Raw genomic sequence first — 17138 nt, forward strand, 5'->3', positions numbered from 1 at the left:
GCTGTCGGGTTCCGCGCGCGGCCGCCGGGCGCGCGATACTGTGCGCCGAACCCGTCGCGGGCGGGGTGCGGGGGCGGTAGCGTGACCGGCGCGCACATCAGCGGCGCCGGAGTCGCGAGAAGGCGGAGTAGTGTCCACGAATTCTGATGACCAGCAGGCGCTCGCGCCGGTGGGGCTCGATCTGGTCGCGCCCGAGCTGTACGCGCCGATGCTGCGCCGCCTCGCGCTGGCCGCGTCGGGCATCGGGATCGGCGCGGCGCTGCTGGCCGCGACCGTGGTGAGCTGGCCGATCGCGGCGGCCATCGGCGTCGTCGTCGGCGCGCCCACCGTGGTGTACGCCGTCGCGCTGCGCCGGCGGCGAATGTGGGTGACGGGCACGACGATTCACGCCCGCAGGCTGTTCGGTGAACGGCAGGTGGAGATGTCGGCGGTCACCGGGGTCGAGGTCTTGGTGTTCCCGGCCCGGTTGAGCCGGATCGCCCTGCGGGTCACCGCCGGGGAGATCTCGCAGGTCGTTCCGCTGGCCATGTACACCGACGCCGGCAGCGGCCGCGAATTGCATCTGCTGGGTTTGCGCAAACTCGCTGACGCGCTCGCCGCCAGTGAATTGGCCGCGGCCGTAGCGGTTTCCGAGATGCTGGTGCACCAATTGCGAGCCGAGGCACGCGATGCCGGGCTGGAGGAACGGCCGCTGTATCGCGCCGTGCGGCTGGCGCGGGCCAAAGACGTGGTGTCGCCGATCGTGCTGACCGACACCGAGGTCGCCGCGCTGGCCTGACCCACTGTTTCCCGGGAGCCGGGGCGGTCACTGTCGCGTAGCTCACCGTGCGCCTTCGGCGGCGGTGAGAGTGGCTAGGGTGGGCTACAGGAATTCGCCGATCGCAAGGAGTTCGCCGTGAGCACCCCCGCTGGGACCGTGACCGTCACCGTGACCGGAGCCGCGGGCCAGATCGCCTACGGCATGCTGTTCCGGATCGCCTCCGGTGCGATGCTCGGCCCGGACACGCGCGTGCGCCTGCGGCTGCTGGAGGTTCCCGCCGCGGTGGCGTCGCTGGAGGGCGTCGCGATGGAACTGGAGGACGGCGCGTTCCCGCTGCTGGATTCCATCGACATCAGCGACGACCCGTGGATCGGCTTCGCCGGCGCGGGCATCGCCCTGCTCGTCGGCGCGCGGCCGCGCACGGCCGGGATGGAACGCTCGGATCTGCTCGCCGCCAACGGCGCGATCTTCACCGAGCAGGGCGCCGCGATCAACGCCAGCGCCGCTGACGACGTGAAAGTGCTCGTGATCGGCAACCCTGCCAACACCAACGCCTTCATCGCCATGAGCAACGCGCCGGACGTGCCCGCCGAGCGTTTCACCGCCATGACCCGCCTGGACCACAACCGCGCCATCGCGCAACTGGCGAAGAAGACCGGCGCGCCCGCCGTGGCCATCGCGCGGGTCGCCATCTGGGGCAATCACTCGGCGACGCAGTACCCGGATATCGCGCACGCCACCATCGCGGGACGTCCCGCCCTCGATCTGATCGGCGATCCGGCGTGGCTGACCGAGCAGTTCGTGCCCACCGTGCAGCAGCGCGGCACGGCCATCATCCAGGCCCGTGGCGCGTCATCGGCGGCGAGCGCGGCCAGCGCCGCGATCGACCACATCCACGACTGGGTACACGGCACACGGGACGGTGACTGGGTTTCGATGGCCGTTCCCTCGGACGGCTCCTACGGCGTGCCCGAAGGGCTGATCAGCTCGTTCCCGGTCACCTGCGCGAACGGTGAGTACACGATCGTGCCCGATCTGACGGTCGACGAATTGGCCCGTCCCCGGATCGACGCCTCGGTCGCCGAACTCGAGCAGGAGCGCGACGCCGTCATCGACCTCGGTTTCGCCAAGCGCGCCTGACCGGCTCGCGGACGTCCGCCCGGTCGCTCTATCCGACTGTCCAGGTCTCCGGCCCGGTGAGCAGGGACTGGAGCGATTCGGGACCGACGGGTTTCTTCTCGCGCGCGGTCTCGGTCTGGTAGCGCACCCCATCGTCGTAGGTCGGCCGCGAGACGCTGCGGAAGATGCCGGTGACCACATGCTCGAGTCCCTGATCGGACAACCGCGACAGCGCGTAGGCGTACTCCGGGTCGTCTGCGTAGGCGTCGTGCACCACGATGTCGGACTCCGCGACGCTGTCGGTGCGAGCCACCGTGAGCCCGAAACCCCTGCGGACGACGGCTAATTCGCCCTCGGCCCCGAACCGGATCGGTTCGGCGTGCCGCAACGGGATGAGATGGTCCGCGGCGTTCTCCCGGCGCAGCACGTCGAACGAGCCGTCGTTGAAGATCGGGCAGTCCTGCAGGATCTCCACGAACGACGTGCCGCGGTGCTCGGCGGCGGCGCGCAGCACCTCGGTGAGCCCCGCGCGATCGGAGTCGAGCGCGCGCGCGGCGAAGGTCGCTTCCGCTCCCAGCGCCACCGACAGGGTGTTGAACGGGTGGTCCACCGAGCCCATCGGGGTCGACTTGGTGACCTTGCCCTGCTCCGAGGTCGGTGAGTACTGCCCCTTGGTCAAGCCGTAGATCCGGTTGTTGAACAGCAGGATCGTCATGTTCACGTTGCGGCGCAACGCGTGGATGAGGTGATTGCCGCCGATGGACAGCGCGTCGCCGTCCCCGGTCACCACCCAGACCGAGAGGTCGGGCCTGCTGACCGCCAATCCGGTCGCGATGGCGGGCGCACGACCGTGGATGGAGTGGATACCGTAGGCCTCCAAGTAGTACGGGAAGCGGCTCGAGCAGCCGATCCCGGACACGAACATCAGATTCTCCCTGCGCAATCCGAGTTCGGCGAGGAAGCCGCGCACCGTCGCCAGGATCACGTAGTCGCCACAGCCCGGGCACCAGCGCACCTCTTGATCGGAGGTGAACTCCTTGACCTTCTGCGGTCCGTCCGCGGTCGGCACCCCGGACACACCGGTCAGTCCCAGATCGGTACCGACCAGCGAGGTCTCCACGATGGTCATGCGTTACCCCCAGCGATGCGGTACGTGGCTGCCTCGCCTGCGCTCGGCCCGGCGCAGGGTTGTGGTCGGACTTCGTCCGGCAGCGCTCGATAAGTGGCCCGCGCCCGTGCGGCGAAGATCTTGTTCTGTTCCATCTCCTCGATCGACCCGTCCAGCGCCGCGTCGATCACCCCGACCAGTTCCTGGGCGGAGAACGCGGTGCCCGCGATCTTCGTCCACGGCCGTACGTCGACCAGGTACTTCGCCCGCAGCAGCGTGGCCAGCTGGCCGCCGTTCATCTCCGGCGCGACCACGAGGCGATAGCGGCGCAGCACGTCACCGAGATTGGCGGGCAACGGATTCAGATGGCGTAGATGCGCTTGGGCCACCGGGACTCCGCGCCGCCGCGCGCGCCGGCACGCCTCGCCGATCGGGCCGTAGGAACTGCCCCAGCCGATCAGCAGCAGATCGGCGGTGCCGTCCGGATCATCGACCGCGAGTTCGGGGACGCCGATGCCGTCGATCTTCGCTTGGCGCAGGCGGACCATGAGTTCGTGATTGGTCGGATCGTAGGAGATGTTGCCGCTGCCGTCGGCCTTCTCGAGACCGCCGATGCGGTGGGCGCGGCCCTTCGTGCCGGGGACGGCCAGCGGTCGGGCGAGTGTGTCGGGATCGCGCGCGTACGGCTGGAACGGGTCGGCGTCGTCGCCGTCCGGTTCGAATCCCGGGTCGATCGGCTCCAGTTCCGTCACCTGCGGGATGGACCACGGTTCGGAGCCGTTGGCGATCGCGCCGTCGGACAGCAGCAGCACCGGGGTGCGGTAGGTCAGGGCGATCCGCGCGGCCTCCACCGCGGTGGCGAAGCAGTCCGCCGGGGAGCGCGGCGCGAGCACCGCTACCGGTGATTCGCCGTTGCGGCCGTAGAGCGCCTGCAACAGGTCGGCCTGTTCGGTCTTGGTCGGCAGTCCGGTCGACGGTCCGCCGCGCTGCACATCGATCACGATCAGCGGCAGCTCCGTCATCACCGCCAGGCCGATGGTCTCGCTCTTGAGCGCGAGTCCGGGGCCGGAAGTGCTGGTGACACCGAGGGCGCCGCCGAGCGAAGCGCCGAGCGCGGCACCGATTCCGGCGATCTCGTCCTCGGCCTGGAAGGTGGTGACGTCGAAGTTCTTGTGCTTGCTCAGTTCGTGCAGGATGTCCGAGGCGGGCGTGATGGGGTAGGTGCCCAGGAAGACCGGCAGCTTCGCGAGCCGGCCCGCGGTGATCAGGCCGTAGGCGAGCGCGGTGTTGCCGGTGATCTGGCGGTAGGTGCCCGGCGGCAGTTTCGCGGGCGCGATCTCGTAGGTGGTGGCGAAGCTCTCGGTGGTCTCGCCGTAGTTCCAGCCCGCCCGGAACGCCAGGATATTGGCCTCGGCGATGTCCGGCTTGGTGGCGAACTTCTCGCGCATGAACTGCTCGGTGCCGCCGATCGGGCGTCCGTACATCCAGGAGAGCAGGCCGAGGGCGAACATGTTCTTCGCACGCTGGGCATCTTTTTTGCCGACCCCGGTCGATTCGGTCGCGCCCAGCGTGAGCGACGTCATCGGGACGCGGTGGACCACGAAGTCCGACAGCGTCTCGTCGGCCAGCGGATCGGCGGCGTAGCCGACCTTGGCGAGGGCCCGTTTGGTGAACTCGTCGGTGTTCACGATGACGGTGGCGCCGCGCGGGAGATCCTCCAGGTTCGCCTTGAGCGCGGCGGGGTTCATCGCGACCAGGACGTCGGGCTGGTCACCAGCGGTGAGGATGTCGTAGTCGGCGATCTGGATCTGGAAGGACGAGACGCCCGGCAGGGTGCCCTGCGGCGCCCGGATCTCGGCGGGAAAGCTGGGCTGGGTGGCCAGGTCGTTGCCGAACGCGGCGGCCTCGTGGGTGAAGCGATCGCCGGTCAGCTGCATTCCGTCGCCGGAGTCCCCGGCGAACCGAATGACGACCTTTTCCAACTTCGCTGTGCCGACATCGTTTTGGTGTGAAACCATATGCCTGCTTCACTTCCTCGTCGCTGAGAGGTGCCATCGCCAAACTACTCCGTCGAGTGCGGTGCGCGCCCCCGAAGCGCGCGGACCGGCGAGATCCGGCGATGGTGGCGTCAGGCGAACAATGCCAGTTGCGCGGCGGTCGTGTGCGCGGTTTCGGGTCGTGTCTCCGGTTCGGCATGCCTGCGCGCCGTCAAACCGTGCTCGGCCAGCAGCGGAGCGACCCGCGCGCGCAGCCAGGCGGAGTACTCCGGCGTCACGTAGGCGCCGCGGCGGTAGAGCTGACGGTACCGGCGCAGCAACGCCGGATGGTGCTCGGCCAGCCAGGACAGGAACCAGCCCCTGGTGCTGCCGCGCAGATGCATGGGGAACGCGACGGCCGATGCCGCCCCGGCCTCGGCGATGGCGCCGAAGATCGCGTCCAGATGTGCCTGTCCGTCCGTGAGACAGGGGATGACCGGCGCGACCAGCACGTTCACCGCGAAGCCCGCGTCGGTGAGCGCGCGAACCAGGTCCAGCCGGGCCCGTGGCGACGGCGTGCCGGGTTCCAGGCTCTGGTGCAGCTCCTGATCGAGGATCGCGATGGACACCGCGAGGCTGACCGGCACCTCGCGCGCGGCCGAGGTGAGCAGCGGCAGATCCCGGCGCAGCAAGGTGCCTTTGGTGAGGATGGAGAAGGGGGTGCCGGACTCGGCCAGCGCGCGGATGATGCCCGGCATCAGGCGATACCGTCCCTCGGCACGCTGATAGGGATCGGTGTTGGTGCCGAGCGCGACCGGCTCGCGGCGCCAGGACCGCCTGCCGAGTTCCTTGCGCAGCACCGCGGCGACATTGGTCTTCACCACGATCTGCGAGTCGAAGTCGCGGCCCGCGTCCAGGTCCAGATACTCGTGCGTGCCGCGCGCGAAACAGTAGCGGCACGCGTGCGAACAACCGCGCATCGGATTGACAGTCCACTGGAACGGCACGTTCGCGCCCTCGGGCACCCTGTTCAGCGCGCTCTTGCACAGCACTTCGTGGAAGGTGATGCCCTCGAACTCCGGCGTCCGCACGGTGCGCACCAGACCCGCCCGGGACAGCCCGGGCAAGGAGCCGTCCTCGGCGTCCAGGGTCTGGCTTTGCCACCGCACCCCCTCAGTCGAACATGTGTTCTAGAAGCTGTCAAGCGATCTGCCGGGTGTCCGGCGGAGTGAGCCGGGCCGGGTCGGTGAAGAAGGCGACCAGATCGCGCACCGTGTCGTCGAGTGGACGCGGCTGGTAGCCGAGCTCCAGTTCCGCCTTGCCGTGGTCGACGACGGGTGCGGAGATGAGCGCGCCGAGCGCCGCCTTGGAGACGATGTCGGAGTTGAACAGCTTGCCGATCGGCGCGAGCACCGGGATGACGCCGGACACGAGCTTGGCGGGGATGGCGAACCTCGGCCCCCGCTTGCCGCCGTGGGTCGCGGCGACGCGGCACAATTCGAGCATCGAGATCATCGATCCGCCGAGCAGGTAGTTCTCACCCGTGCGGCCGTGCTCTCCGGCCAGTACCAGGCCCTCGGCCACATCGCGCACGTCCACGAGGTCGAATCCCCCGCCGATCATGGCGGGCACGCGCCCGAGCGCCGCGTCCCTGAGCGTCCGGTTGATGCGCGAGAGCGGCTTGCCGAAGTCCAGCGGGCCGAAGACGCCGGTCGGGTTGCACAGCACCGCGTCAAGGCCCTGGTCGATCACCTTGCGCAGCGCCACCTCGCCCGCCCACTTCGAGCGGTCGTAGACCGGCAGCCCGGGGTCGGTCGACCGTGGCGCGTTCTCGTCGATCCGGCCACCGCAGCTGTACTGGTCGAACGCGTGGATCGAGCTGGCGTGCACCATCCTGCGCGCGCCGACGGCCAGCGCCGCCTCGGCGACCACGCGTACGCCCTCGGTGTTCACCCGCCAGGCGAGGTCGTTCTTCTCGGCCAGGGTGATCACCGCGACCAGGTGGTAGACCACCTCCGCGCCGTCCAGTGCGGCACGCATGGACGCCGGGTCGAGCACATCGCCCTGCACCCAGGTGATACCGGGCGCGGCCTGCTCGGCGGGAATCGCCCGATCGATGGCCGTGATCTGATGGCCGCGCTCGGTGAGGAGGCGGAGCAGATTCGTGCCAAGGTAGCCGGCTGCGCCGGTCACTGCGACCTTCATGGGACAGAGAATATAGAACTTGTTCTAATTTGCAACACGTTCCAATTCTGCCCCTTTCGCCCTGCCGTGCGGCGCGTTCGGGCTCGAAACTTGCCGGTCGGGTCGGCTATATTGAGCGCAACCGTAGCGGCCCTTGCCGATTCGGCAGGGAGCCGGCGGATCACGACAACTTCATGACGCAGATCTGTACGACGATTTGGGGGGCAACTCGATGAGTGATCTCTCGGTAGAGACCGAAGCGGTCCGGGCGTTCGCCGCCACGAACGCCGGTATCGCCGGTGATCTCGCGGGGGCGGGCAATTTCGACGCGGTGAAGAACGTTTCCGCGCTCGTTCCGGTGTTCGGCTTGATCGGGGCCGACTACCTGGCGATGTTCGCGGCGGCACAGGTGTTGCAGGCCAAGGACATCAACGATCTGTCGGCCAAGTACGCCAAGCTCTCGGACTCGGCGTTCAGCGCCGCCGCGGCCTACGACGCGGTCGACTGGTCCAACGCGGGCGCGCTCGGATCGATCGCGGGCCAGATCGGGGGCGCGGTATGAGGCCGCTCGACAGTGGCGTCATCGCGCCGGAGGACCACGCCGTCGCGCACGCGGCCGAGCAGAATGTCGCGATCGGCCAGCAGTCCGTACTGGACACACTGCAGAACGCGCCCGAGCAGGCGGTGCTGGACCTGCCGTTGCCGCAGCTGCCAGACGATCTGCCGCCCATCGAGCCGCCGGCTTTCGTGCTGTCGCGCAAGATCGCCGAGGATCAGCAGTCGGTCGGCGCCATGCCCTCCGGTCTGCCGGGTCTGAACGGCGCACCGGGCGCCGAGAACGTACTCGGCGGGCCGCACGAGTCGTCGGCGCTGCTCGGTGACATGAACTCGGCGGTCGACCACGTCGCGGCGCCCGCTGTCCAAGCGGCGCTCGATCAGGCCCCCGGCGTGCTGAACGGGGCACTCGCCGACGCGTCGAGCGCGGTCGCGGGCACGGTGAACCAGGCGGCGGCCGCCGCCGCGGCGTTGCCCCCGTTGCCCGCCGACCCGGTCGCCGCGCTGATGCAGGGTGTCGCGGTGCCCGCGCTCCCCGGCGTCGACCTGCTGATGAAGCCGATCCTGGATCTGCTGAGCAGCTTCGGCACCGGCGTCATCGGCGCGTTCGACCCGACCGCGATCCTGAGCCAGTCCTCCAAGGTCATCGAGATGGCCATGCAGGTGGGCAAGGGCAGCATGAGCACGGTCGAGCAGTTGTGGCAGAGCCAGGCCGCGCGCAACGCCCAGGCCGCGAGCCAGCAGGCGAACGTGGAGGGGCAGCAGACCAGCCAGCGGGGTATCGACATCTCCGAGCTCACCCAGCGTGCCGCAACGGTGGTACAGCAGGGCAACGCGCAGCTGCTCGGCATCGCGTCGTCGTTCGCCACCCAGGCGACCGCGCTCGCGCCGGTGATCCTCACCCCGCCGGCCCAGGCGACGCTGATCGCCTCGGCCACCGAACACCTGGGCAACGCCGTCGGCGTGGTCAACGCCACCCGCGGTGATCTGGCGGGCAAGACCGCCGAACTCAGCGGCATGGTGCAGCAACTGGTCGCGCCGGGCGGCGGTCCGGCGCCGCAGGAGGTCGCGCAGGCGCTGGCGGAGAACGTCGGCCAGCCGATCTTGGAGCAGGCGCAGTCGACCGCCTCGGATACCGCGACCAAGGCGGCCGGCCTGGACTCCGCCACGCCCGGGACCTCGACCCCCTCGACAACGCCGTCGTCGGTGCACACCACGCACAGCCCGAGTACCAGCCACGGCACGCCGAGCGGACTGCTCGGCAGCAGTCCCGGCAGGCCCGGAAGTCCGAGCACGCCATCGGTCCCGAAAGCCACCGGCCTGCCCGGCACCACGGTTCCCCCGATCCGCTCGGTCGCCGGCGTCCCGGGCACGTCATTCGGTACCGGCTCGCCCGCGAGCACCACATCTGCCGGGTCGAACGGTTTCATGGGTGGCCCGGCAGGCGCGGCGGGGCAGCGCGGCAATGACGACGAACACTCGCGCTCGGTGCAGCCGTATCTGAGTCCCGCCGGCAACGACGACCTCACCGGCCCACTGGGCGAGTCCACGCCGGACGTCATCGGTGCCACGCACTCGGACGAGATCATCAGTTCGGACTACGAGCAAGACCAGTTCTGACGCGTCGCGGGGGAGGCACGCACGGCACCCGGCCCGAACGGGGATCGTCGCCGTTCGGGCCGGGTGACGAGCGATGGTCAGTTGTCCTGCGCGAACGCGTCGAGCAGTTTCCGGTACAGGTCGGCGAAGCGCTTGCGTGCGGCCTGCTGCTCGGCGCCGAGCCCTTCGGTGGTGTCGGGCGAATACACCACGAGATGTACGTCCTCCGACGGCGACTGCGGCATGAAGTCGATGATCCGGCTGCTCTGATCCGTGGCGGCCGGCACGCCGAGGTCCACCGTGGCGAGCGCTTTGGTCTCCGCCAGCGCCGCGCTCAGCACGTCGGGCGGGATGTGGCCGTCGATCCGCTTGGGCGGGGTCTCCGGCCTGCGCTCGGCGGCCACGGCGTCGGGGCTGCTGACCGCACGGCCGTCGGCGAAGATCTCCAACTGCGGACGCAGGTCCGTGCGGGCCTGCCACCCGTCCGGAATGGTGGTCAGCGTGAACAACGCCAGCGGCGCGGCGATCGGCGGTAGCGCGCTGGGGCGATCCAGGGCCGGGTCGGCCGTGGCGGCGCCCGAGCCCGCCGCGACGACCAGCAGCACAACCAGCACAACAGCTTTCGTTACTCGCATCGATCCCATCTTCCGGTGCTGTCCGTGTCCACCCGCAACACAGGTGAACTGCCGTAGATCATGACAGCGCGCCGGCCTTCGGGAGGAACCGGCGCGCTGGATCGATCGGATCCGGGTCTATCGCAGGCCGGGCGGAGTGTTCAGGTCTTGCGCCGAATACGTGTCGCAGGCCCGGACCTGACCGGTCTTGTAGCCGGTGAGGAACCACTTCTGTCGCTGCTCGGACGAACCGTGCGTCCATGCTTCGGGATTCACCCGGCCCTGCGCGGCGCGCTGGATACGGTCGTCGCCGACCGCCGCGGCCGCCGACAGCGCGTCGTCGACATCCTTGTCCGACAGCGGCTTCAGAAACGGCTGGTCGCCGCCGGGCGCAGGCTGCTTGTCCGCGAAGTGGGCCCAGATGCCCGCGTAGCAGTCGGCCTGCAGTTCGGTGCGTACCGCGCCGGACTCCGGCCCGCGCGGATCGCGCTGCGCGCGGCCGAGGTCACCGAGCATGTTCTGGATGTGATGGCCGATCTCGTGCGCCACCACGTATTCCTGCGCGAGCGGACCGCCGCTGGAACCGAAGCGATCCACCAGCTCCTGGAAGAAGCTGGTGTCGAAGTAGGCGGTCCGGTCGGCCGGGCAGTAGAACGGCCCGACGTCGCTGGTGGCGTTGCCGCATCCGGTGGAGGTGGCCCCGGAGAAGAGCACGACCTTCGGCTGCGAGTAGCGCTTGCCCGCCTGCTTCGGCAGTTCGGCCGACCACACGGCGTCCAGGCTCTGCGCGGTGAGCGCCACCCGGCAGTCGACGTATTTGTTGGCGTCCGCGCCGGTCCTGCAGTGGCTCGGCGTGCCCTCCGTGCCCGGCTGCGTCTGGCTCTCCTCCGGCGTACCGGTGAAGTTGCCGAGGATGGAGCCGGGGTCGCCGCCCAGCAGCAGCGCCAGCACCAGCACGATGAGTCCACCCGCTCCACCGCCCAGCGCGAGCTTGCCGCCCATGCCGGGACCGCCGGAGGAAACCCGGTCCGGGTCGATCTGCATGCCCTCGTTGAAGGTCATCGTCGTCGCTTTCTCGCTCGTCCCCGGGGTACACACAGCCCTCGGTCGTACGGCCCCGGTTCGCTCTCCCTCGGATACAGCTTGGCATGGGCGGGTCGATATCGGTTTCCTCTCGGGGAATGTGTCTCACTACGATGGACTCGCACCTGGTCACCCCGCGCCCGGTGTCAGCGTCGTCGAAAGGAACCCCGTGCTGCGCACCCACTTGGCTGGTTCGCTGCGAAGCGAGCATGCCGGTCAGACCGTCACTCTCACCGGTTGGGTGGCCCGGCGGCGTGACCACGGTGGGGTGATCTTCATCGATCTGCGCGACGCGTCCGGCGTGTCCCAAGCGGTGTTCCGCGAGGGCGAACCCGCCGAACAGGCGCACCGGCTGCGCGCGGAGTACTGCGTGCGCGTCACCGGCACCGTGGAACCGCGTCCGAGCGGCAACGAGAACCCGGAACTGCCGACCGGCGCGATCGAGGTGAACGTCACCGAGCTCGAGGTGCTGAACGAGAGCGCGCCGCTGCCCTTCCAGCTGGACGAGCAGCCCGGTGAGGAAGCGCGCCTGAAGCACCGCTACCTGGATCTGCGCCGGGAAGGCCCGGCGCACGCCATCCGGCTGCGCTCCAAGATCAATGCGGCCGCCCGCGAGGTGCTCGCCCACCACGAGTTCGTCGAGGTCGAGACTCCGACGCTGACCCGGTCCACGCCCGAGGGCGCTCGCGACTTCCTGGTGCCCGCCCGCTTGCAGCCGGGCAGCTTCTACGCCCTGCCGCAGAGCCCGCAGCTGTTCAAGCAGCTGCTCATGGTCGGCGGCATCGAACGCTACTACCAGATCGCGCGCTGCTACCGGGACGAGGACTTCCGCGCCGACCGGCAGCCGGAGTTCACCCAGCTCGACATCGAGATGAGCTTCGTGCGCCAGGAGGACGTGATCCTGCTGGCCGAGGAGATCCTGGTCGCGCTGTGGAAGCTGGTGGGCTACGAGATCCAGACCCCCATCCCGCACATGACCTACGCCGAGGCCATGCGCCGCTTCGGCAGCGACAAGCCCGATCTGCGCTTCGGCGTGGAGATCACCGAGTGCACGGACTATTTCAAGGACACCCCGTTCCGGGTGTTCCAGGCGCCCTACGTCGGCGCGGTGGTCATGCCGGGCGGCGCGAGCCAGCCGCGGCGTCAGCTCGACGCCTGGCAGGAGTGGGCCAAGCAGCGCGGCGCGAAGGGGCTGGCGTACATCCTGGTGAACGAGGACGGCACGCTGGGTGGCCCGGTCGCCAAGAACCTCAGCGAAGCCGAGCGCGAGGGCCTGGCCAAGCACGTCGGCGCGGTGCCCGGGGACTGTGTGTTCTTCGCCGCAGGCGCACCGAAGGCGCAGCGCGCGCTGCTCGGTGCGGCGCGCGTCGAGATCGCCCGCAAGGTCGGCCTCATCGATGAGGACGCCTGGTCGTTCGTGTGGATCGTGGACGCGCCGCTGTTCGAGCCGACCGTCGAGGCGACCGCGAGCGGTGACGTGGCGGTGGGCCATTCCGCCTGGACCGCGGTGCACCACGCGTTCACCTCGCCGAAGCCGGAGTCGCTGGACACTTTCGACACCGACCCGGGCTCTGCGCTGGCCTACGCCTACGACATCGTCTGCAACGGCAACGAGATCGGTGGCGGGTCGATTCGTATCCACCGCCGCGACGTGCAGGAACGGGTGTTCGAGGTGATGGGCATCACGCACGAGGAGGCCCAGGAGAAGTTCGGCTTCCTGCTCGACGCCTTCGCCTTCGGCGCTCCGCCGCACGGCGGCATCGCCTTCGGCTGGGACCGGGTCACCGCGCTGCTGGCGGGGGAGGATTCGATCCGCGAGGTCATCGCCTTCCCGAAGACCGGTGGCGGCGTCGACCCGCTGACCGACGCGCCCGCGCCGATCACCGCGCAGCAGCGCAAAGAGGCGGGACTGGACGTCAAGCCGGAGCAGAAGAAGGACGCGCCCGCCTCGTAGCGGCCGCTGCCGCGAACGGTATCTTCTGGTCAGCCGCGTCCGTGCCGGCTGACGCCGACCACGAGGAAACCCGTTGCTGCACTTGCGCATGATCAGCCCGCCGGAGAGCACCGACGAGGTGCTCGCGGTACTCGCCGCCGATCCCGGGGTCACGCACGTGACCCTGGCACGCGGTGCGGCGCTGGAGCCTAAGGGCGACCTCGTCCAGGCGGACGTGGCTCGCGAGGCCGCCAACACCGTGCTCGAGGACCTCACGGCGTTAGGGATCTGCCGTTCCGGCGGCTTGACGCTCACACCGGTCGAGACGGTCCTGTCGGACGCGGGCGAACGCGCTGTGCACGAGGCGCCCGGTGATCCGAGCGACGCCGTGGTGTGGGAGGAACTGGTAGCGCAGACGCACGAGGAGTCGAGCCTCAACGCGACGTTCCTCGCGTTCCTGACGATCGCCTGCCTGCTCGCCGCCGTGGGCGTCACAACCGATTCGCCGGTGACGATCGTCGGAGCGATGGTCGTCGGTCCGGAGTTCGGTCCGTTGGCCGCGTTCGCGGTGGCGTTGGTGCGCAGGGATTTCCGGCTCGCCCGCCGCTCGGCCGTCGCGCTCGCGGTCGGCTTTCCGGTGGCGATGGTGGTCACGCTGCTGGCGACGGTGGTGTGGGAGCAGGTCGGCTGGATCACCATCGACGGGGTGGGCAGTATCGAACAGGTCGACTTCATTTACCAGGTCGGCCCGTTCTCGCTGGTCGTCGCGCTGCTCGCGGGCGCGGCGGGCATGTTGTCGCTGGTGACCGCGAAATCGGCCGCGCTCGTCGGCGTGTTCATCTCGGTGACCACCGTGCCCGCGGCCGGATTCGCCGTGGTGGCGGCGACTTTGGGGGAGTGGCGGGTGGCGTTCCTGTCCGCGGGTCAGCTCGCGGTGAACATGGGGGGCATCATCGTGGCCGGGATCATCGTGCTCGCGCTCCGGCCTCGCGCGGGCGGCGAGGCCGGTCCGGTGGAACGGTTCAAACGCTTGATCGGGATGCGCTCACCGGTCGAGAAGTGAGGCGGGTTTCACAGCGGGGCGACGGTACCGCCGGTGAGGGCGCGGTAGGCGTAGGTCACGGCGATGACGGCGACCGGGCCCGCGATCAGGAGGCCGAAACCACACAGCAGTAGTCCCAGAAAGGTGACCACCAGCACCGCCAGCGCGAGCAGCAGCACCTGCCCGGCGTTGGCGACCACCAGGGTGAAGCTGGACTTCAGCGCCTCGAACGGACCCTGATCCTGATCGACGACGAAATGCAGCGAGAACATGCACAGCCAGCCGGCGATCAGCCCGGGGATCAGGCAGATCGCCGCGCCGAGGAAGGTCAGCGTGAACGCCAGCAGCGCGGTGAGCAGCACATTGCCCGCGTTCACGAATCGGAAGTAGGCGCCGAAAGGTGGCGGGGTGCCGTCGGTTTCGTACAGGGCGCCGCGCACCATCGCCGCCTGCAGCAGCCATATCCCGGCCATGACCGCCAGGAAGACGAGCAGCAGCGGCAGCATCGTCGTCGGGTCGGCGAGCTGGACGACGAGCACGAACGCCAGGTATATGACCATGCCCACCGCGGTCACCCCGACCCACGGGCCCGGATTGTCCCGGAAACGGGCCCAGCCGTAGCTGAGCGCCTGGCCCACGTCCAGCGTGCGCGGTCCCGTGGTGACCTGCTGGTAGCCGTAGACCGGCTCCTGGGTAGGCGCCGGGCCGGGCGGTGGCGCCCACCCCGGGCCGGTGCCCTGTGGGCCGTAGCTGGGGTGCGGCGCGTCCCCGGGCGGGGGTGGCTGCACTGGTTCGCTGCCGTAGTGCGCCGCGCCGGGACCTTCGAACTGCGGGTATGCTGGCGAACCGCCCATCTCGTGGCGGGATTGGCCGGTTCCGGGGGTGCCGCCTCGCGGATCGGGGTTCTCGTGCTGCCCCGGCCGTGCCGCGAAGCGTTCCTCGTCGTTCGGGGAGGAAGCGCCACCAGGTGATTGTTTGGGTGCGGGGGGCGGTGTTTCGGTCATGCGTGGACCTTTCCACTCAACTGGTTTGCGGTGTGGCGCACGGCAGTTCACGATGAGAAAACCCGACGGGTGCACAGGTGTCAAGCGACCGGCGGCCACCCTCCGGCCTGGCCGGAGACACGCCGGGCGACGCGGAAAGGTTGTGTAACCGCTCGCTAGAAGTGACCCCATGCGAGTACTTTGAGAGGCGATGACCGCACTATTGGCCGAACGCGCCGCCGAAGTCGTGTCCGCAGCGCAACAGTTGCTCACAAAGCGAATGGGTGCTCCGGTAAAGCTGAGCGATCCGATCGAACTCAGCGGTAGTGGTAGGACGACCGTCCTACGTGTGCGAGTAGCGGAGAACGCCTTCTCGTTGCCACGAACCCTGATAATCAAGCAGGTCCGTGGCGCCGCCCAGGATCGCCGGACCGGCGGACTGGCGCCCGGGGTGGCCAGCATCGATTCCGCGTTCCTCCGCGAGACGGTGTCCTACCAGTTCACCACCGCACTGAGCCGGGAACACCGGCCGGGCGCGTACCTGATCGCGCACAGCCTCCCCGACCGGCTGTTGATCCTCAGCGACCTCGGTGAGAACTCACTGCTCACCGCCGTGCTGCGCTCCGGCGCCGAGCCTGCCACCCGCAATGCCCTCATGGCCTTCGCCCAGGCGCTGGGCCGGATGCACGCCGCCACCGTCGGGCGCGAGGCGGACTTCGTCGCGTTGCTGCGCCGGGTGGACGTGGTGCACCGGGTGGACGGCATCGCCCAGCAGGCCGAGTCGGCGATCGCCGAGGTGCCCGGCATGCTCCAGCGCGAACTGGGCATCGAGGTGCCCGGCGAGATCGCCGAGCGGATCGTGCGCGGCAACCGCCTGTACTCCGCCGGGCGCTTCCGGGCGTTCAGCCCGTCGGACCTCTGCCCGGACAATGTGATCTTGAACGAGGAGGGCGCCCGCTTCCTCGACTACGAGTGGGGCGGATTCCGCGACGCCACCCTGGACATCGCCTACGCGCTGGTGTCCTTCCCGGGCTGCCTGTGCGACCTCGAGCTCTCGCGCGAACGCGCCAACCAGATGGTCGAGGCGTGGCGCGCGGAAGTCGTGGGCGTGTGGCCCGCGCTGGCCGACGACGACCAGCTGGCCGAACGCATCTTGGAAGCCCGGCTGATCTGGGTGTGGCTGTCCACCTACTGGTTCCTGCCCGCCGACCACACGCGTATCGCGGCTGCCAGGGAGCACGGGCTGTCGGTGCCGCGCTCGGCGGCCCTGATCAACCGCTGGGCCGCGCTCGCCGAAGACGCGCGGTGCACGGGGGACGACATCGTAGGTGATTTCGCCGAGGACGTGTCGGCGATGCTGGAAGAGCGCTGGTCGGAGTAGGGCTTCGCGTCCGAAGAATTGGACGTGGCTGTGCTGGACCTCAGCGATGTGAATTCGGCCGCCGGCTCTGTTGTCGTCGTTCCGGCGGTCTTCTACCGGGTTACGAAGCGGTTTCACGCAGCCGGGCTCCTGGACCGCATCGCAGGCAGGAAGCCGAAGAGGTTGCCGTCCTTCGCCGGTGTCTTTGCGCGCTCCCGCGCTGGGTGCACTTGCGTGGCACCCATTTGATGCGACCTGCTGGACGCGGTGCGGGACTCACTGTGCCGGCCCGCCGCCGCGAGGCGATCGACTGGGACGACGAGCGATTCTGACCGATACAACGACCCCGCCGCCGCTGCCCGCGATCTCGCCGAGGCGATCCGGTGCCGGTGGTCGATCGCCACCGGGATGGATCGGCCCTGGGGAAGCCCATAGCGTTGCTCGTCTCGCGGCCGTCGCAGAGCCGAATGCGTACGGATGCGAATCGGCCTGCGGGACCCGCATGATGAGAGGTCGGGAGCGCTCGGTTCCAGGGGCACGGGCGCGGGGAAGAGGGAGTGCCGAATGGGTCACCTACTGCTGGTATTGCTTGCGATCGTTCTCGTCGCCGTGCCGTTCGGCGTCGTGATCCTGCGAAGAAACAGAGGCCGGAGCCGGATCGAAGGCGACCCGGCGACGCGTGCCCGCGCGGCCGGAGCGCAGCTCAGCAAAGAGGTTCGCGCCTATCAATGGCGGAACCGACCGCATGGCAAGTCGGACAACAACAACAGCAGCAGTGGTGGCGGTGGATGCGGTGGCGGATGCGCGGGCGGAGAGTGAGCT

At 69.3% G+C, this 17138-nt stretch carries 15 protein-coding genes; 8 read left to right on the forward strand and 7 right to left on the reverse strand.

The annotated features are described in order from the left end of the window. The first annotated feature begins 130 nt into the window (after nt 1-130). Complete coding sequence (locus ACGF7Y_RS04335) at nt 131-778, forward strand: hypothetical protein (protein WP_393229025.1); 648 nt, start codon at nt 131-133, stop codon at nt 776-778. Between the two features lie 117 nt (nt 779-895). Further along, complete coding sequence (locus tag ACGF7Y_RS04340; RefSeq protein ID WP_393229027.1) at nt 896-1900, forward strand: malate dehydrogenase; 1005 nt, start codon at nt 896-898, stop codon at nt 1898-1900. A 28-nt stretch (nt 1901-1928) separates the two neighbouring features. On the opposite strand, the gene ACGF7Y_RS04345 is transcribed toward ACGF7Y_RS04340, so the two are convergent. The 4 genes from ACGF7Y_RS04345 to ACGF7Y_RS04360 form a co-directional block, all read right to left on the reverse strand. Next, nucleotides 1929-3008: a 2-oxoacid:ferredoxin oxidoreductase subunit beta gene (locus ACGF7Y_RS04345; RefSeq protein ID WP_393229029.1), complete on the reverse strand. Its 1080-nt coding sequence runs from the start codon at nt 3006-3008 to the stop codon at nt 1929-1931. Further along, nucleotides 3005-5005, reverse strand: coding sequence for a 2-oxoacid:acceptor oxidoreductase subunit alpha (locus tag ACGF7Y_RS04350; protein WP_393229031.1), 2001 nt, complete (start codon nt 5003-5005; stop codon nt 3005-3007). Before ACGF7Y_RS04350 ends, ACGF7Y_RS04345 begins: the two co-directional genes overlap by 4 nt. 110 nt (nt 5006-5115) lie before the next feature. Then, nucleotides 5116-6132: an Rv2578c family radical SAM protein gene (locus ACGF7Y_RS04355; protein ID WP_393229033.1), complete on the reverse strand. Its 1017-nt coding sequence runs from the start codon at nt 6130-6132 to the stop codon at nt 5116-5118. A 31-nt stretch (nt 6133-6163) separates the two neighbouring features. Then, nucleotides 6164-7168: an NAD-dependent epimerase/dehydratase family protein gene (locus ACGF7Y_RS04360; protein WP_393229035.1), complete on the reverse strand. Its 1005-nt coding sequence runs from the start codon at nt 7166-7168 to the stop codon at nt 6164-6166. A 211-nt stretch (nt 7169-7379) separates the two neighbouring features. Here ACGF7Y_RS04360 and ACGF7Y_RS04365 point away from each other — a divergent pair, with 211 nt between their 5' ends. Both ACGF7Y_RS04365 and ACGF7Y_RS04370 read left to right on the forward strand, forming a co-directional pair. Beyond that, nucleotides 7380-7709: a type VII secretion target gene (locus ACGF7Y_RS04365; protein WP_040867626.1), complete on the forward strand. Its 330-nt coding sequence runs from the start codon at nt 7380-7382 to the stop codon at nt 7707-7709. Next, nucleotides 7706-9322 carry a hypothetical protein gene (locus ACGF7Y_RS04370; RefSeq protein WP_393229037.1) on the forward strand — a complete coding sequence of 539 codons (1617 nt, stop codon included), beginning with the start codon at nt 7706-7708 and terminating at the stop codon, nt 9320-9322. The genes ACGF7Y_RS04365 and ACGF7Y_RS04370 overlap by 4 nt, the downstream gene beginning before the upstream one ends. 77 nt (nt 9323-9399) lie before the next feature. Here the strand turns inward: ACGF7Y_RS04370 and ACGF7Y_RS04375 are convergent, their stop codons facing one another. Both ACGF7Y_RS04375 and ACGF7Y_RS04380 read right to left on the reverse strand, forming a co-directional pair. Continuing rightward, nucleotides 9400-9936, reverse strand: a complete 537-nt coding sequence (locus ACGF7Y_RS04375; RefSeq protein ID WP_393229039.1) for a hypothetical protein — start codon at nt 9934-9936, stop codon at nt 9400-9402. Between the two features lie 117 nt (nt 9937-10053). Further along, nucleotides 10054-10977, reverse strand: coding sequence for a neutral zinc metallopeptidase (locus ACGF7Y_RS04380; protein WP_393229041.1), 924 nt, complete (start codon nt 10975-10977; stop codon nt 10054-10056). A 190-nt stretch (nt 10978-11167) separates the two neighbouring features. On the opposite strand from ACGF7Y_RS04380, the gene aspS reads away from it, so the two are divergent. Together aspS and ACGF7Y_RS04390 are read left to right on the forward strand one after the other, a co-directional pair. Next, the gene (gene aspS, locus ACGF7Y_RS04385; RefSeq protein ID WP_393229044.1) at nt 11168-12952 is read left to right on the forward strand and encodes an aspartate--tRNA ligase; all 1785 of its coding nucleotides are present in this window, start codon (nt 11168-11170) and stop codon (nt 12950-12952) included. A gap of 73 nt (nt 12953-13025) precedes the next feature. Continuing rightward, complete coding sequence (locus ACGF7Y_RS04390) at nt 13026-13994, forward strand: DUF389 domain-containing protein (protein ID WP_393229046.1); 969 nt, start codon at nt 13026-13028, stop codon at nt 13992-13994. 8 nt (nt 13995-14002) lie between these two features. Here ACGF7Y_RS04390 and ACGF7Y_RS04395 read toward each other — a convergent pair whose 3' ends face one another. Next, the gene (locus ACGF7Y_RS04395) at nt 14003-14977 is read right to left on the reverse strand and encodes a hypothetical protein (protein ID WP_393229048.1); all 975 of its coding nucleotides are present in this window, start codon (nt 14975-14977) and stop codon (nt 14003-14005) included. A 190-nt stretch (nt 14978-15167) separates the two neighbouring features. On the opposite strand from ACGF7Y_RS04395, the gene ACGF7Y_RS04400 reads away from it, so the two are divergent. Together ACGF7Y_RS04400 and ACGF7Y_RS04405 are read left to right on the forward strand one after the other, a co-directional pair. Next, nucleotides 15168-16337: a phosphotransferase family protein gene (locus tag ACGF7Y_RS04400; protein ID WP_040867617.1), complete on the forward strand. Its 1170-nt coding sequence runs from the start codon at nt 15168-15170 to the stop codon at nt 16335-16337. Between the two features lie 543 nt (nt 16338-16880). Further along, a complete protein-coding gene (locus ACGF7Y_RS04405; RefSeq protein WP_393229051.1) occupies nt 16881-17135 on the forward strand; it encodes a hypothetical protein in 255 nt (84 codons plus the stop codon). Nucleotides 17136-17138: the final 3 nt, after the last annotated feature.

Source organism: Nocardia sp. NPDC047654, assembly GCF_043205035.1.
Taxonomy (GTDB): Bacteria; Actinomycetota; Actinomycetes; order Mycobacteriales; family Mycobacteriaceae; genus Nocardia.

Coding starts and splice junctions, on each gene's coding strand:
- ACGF7Y_RS04395 (WP_393229048.1), bottom strand. CDS start 14,977: ATGACCGAAACACCGCCCCCCGCACCCAAACAATCACCTGGTGGCGCT.
- ACGF7Y_RS04400 (WP_040867617.1), top strand. CDS start 15,168: ATGACCGCACTATTGGCCGAACGCGCCGCCGAAGTCGTGTCCGCAGCG.
- ACGF7Y_RS04370 (WP_393229037.1), top strand. CDS start 7,706: ATGAGGCCGCTCGACAGTGGCGTCATCGCGCCGGAGGACCACGCCGTC.
- ACGF7Y_RS04405 (WP_393229051.1), top strand. CDS start 16,881: ATGGGTCACCTACTGCTGGTATTGCTTGCGATCGTTCTCGTCGCCGTG.
- ACGF7Y_RS04360 (WP_393229035.1), bottom strand. CDS start 7,168: ATGAAGGTCGCAGTGACCGGCGCAGCCGGCTACCTTGGCACGAATCTG.
- ACGF7Y_RS04365 (WP_040867626.1), top strand. CDS start 7,380: ATGAGTGATCTCTCGGTAGAGACCGAAGCGGTCCGGGCGTTCGCCGCC.
- ACGF7Y_RS04345 (WP_393229029.1), bottom strand. CDS start 3,008: ATGACCATCGTGGAGACCTCGCTGGTCGGTACCGATCTGGGACTGACC.
- ACGF7Y_RS04350 (WP_393229031.1), bottom strand. CDS start 5,005: ATGGTTTCACACCAAAACGATGTCGGCACAGCGAAGTTGGAAAAGGTC.
- ACGF7Y_RS04375 (WP_393229039.1), bottom strand. CDS start 9,936: ATGCGAGTAACGAAAGCTGTTGTGCTGGTTGTGCTGCTGGTCGTCGCG.
- ACGF7Y_RS04380 (WP_393229041.1), bottom strand. CDS start 10,977: ATGACCTTCAACGAGGGCATGCAGATCGACCCGGACCGGGTTTCCTCC.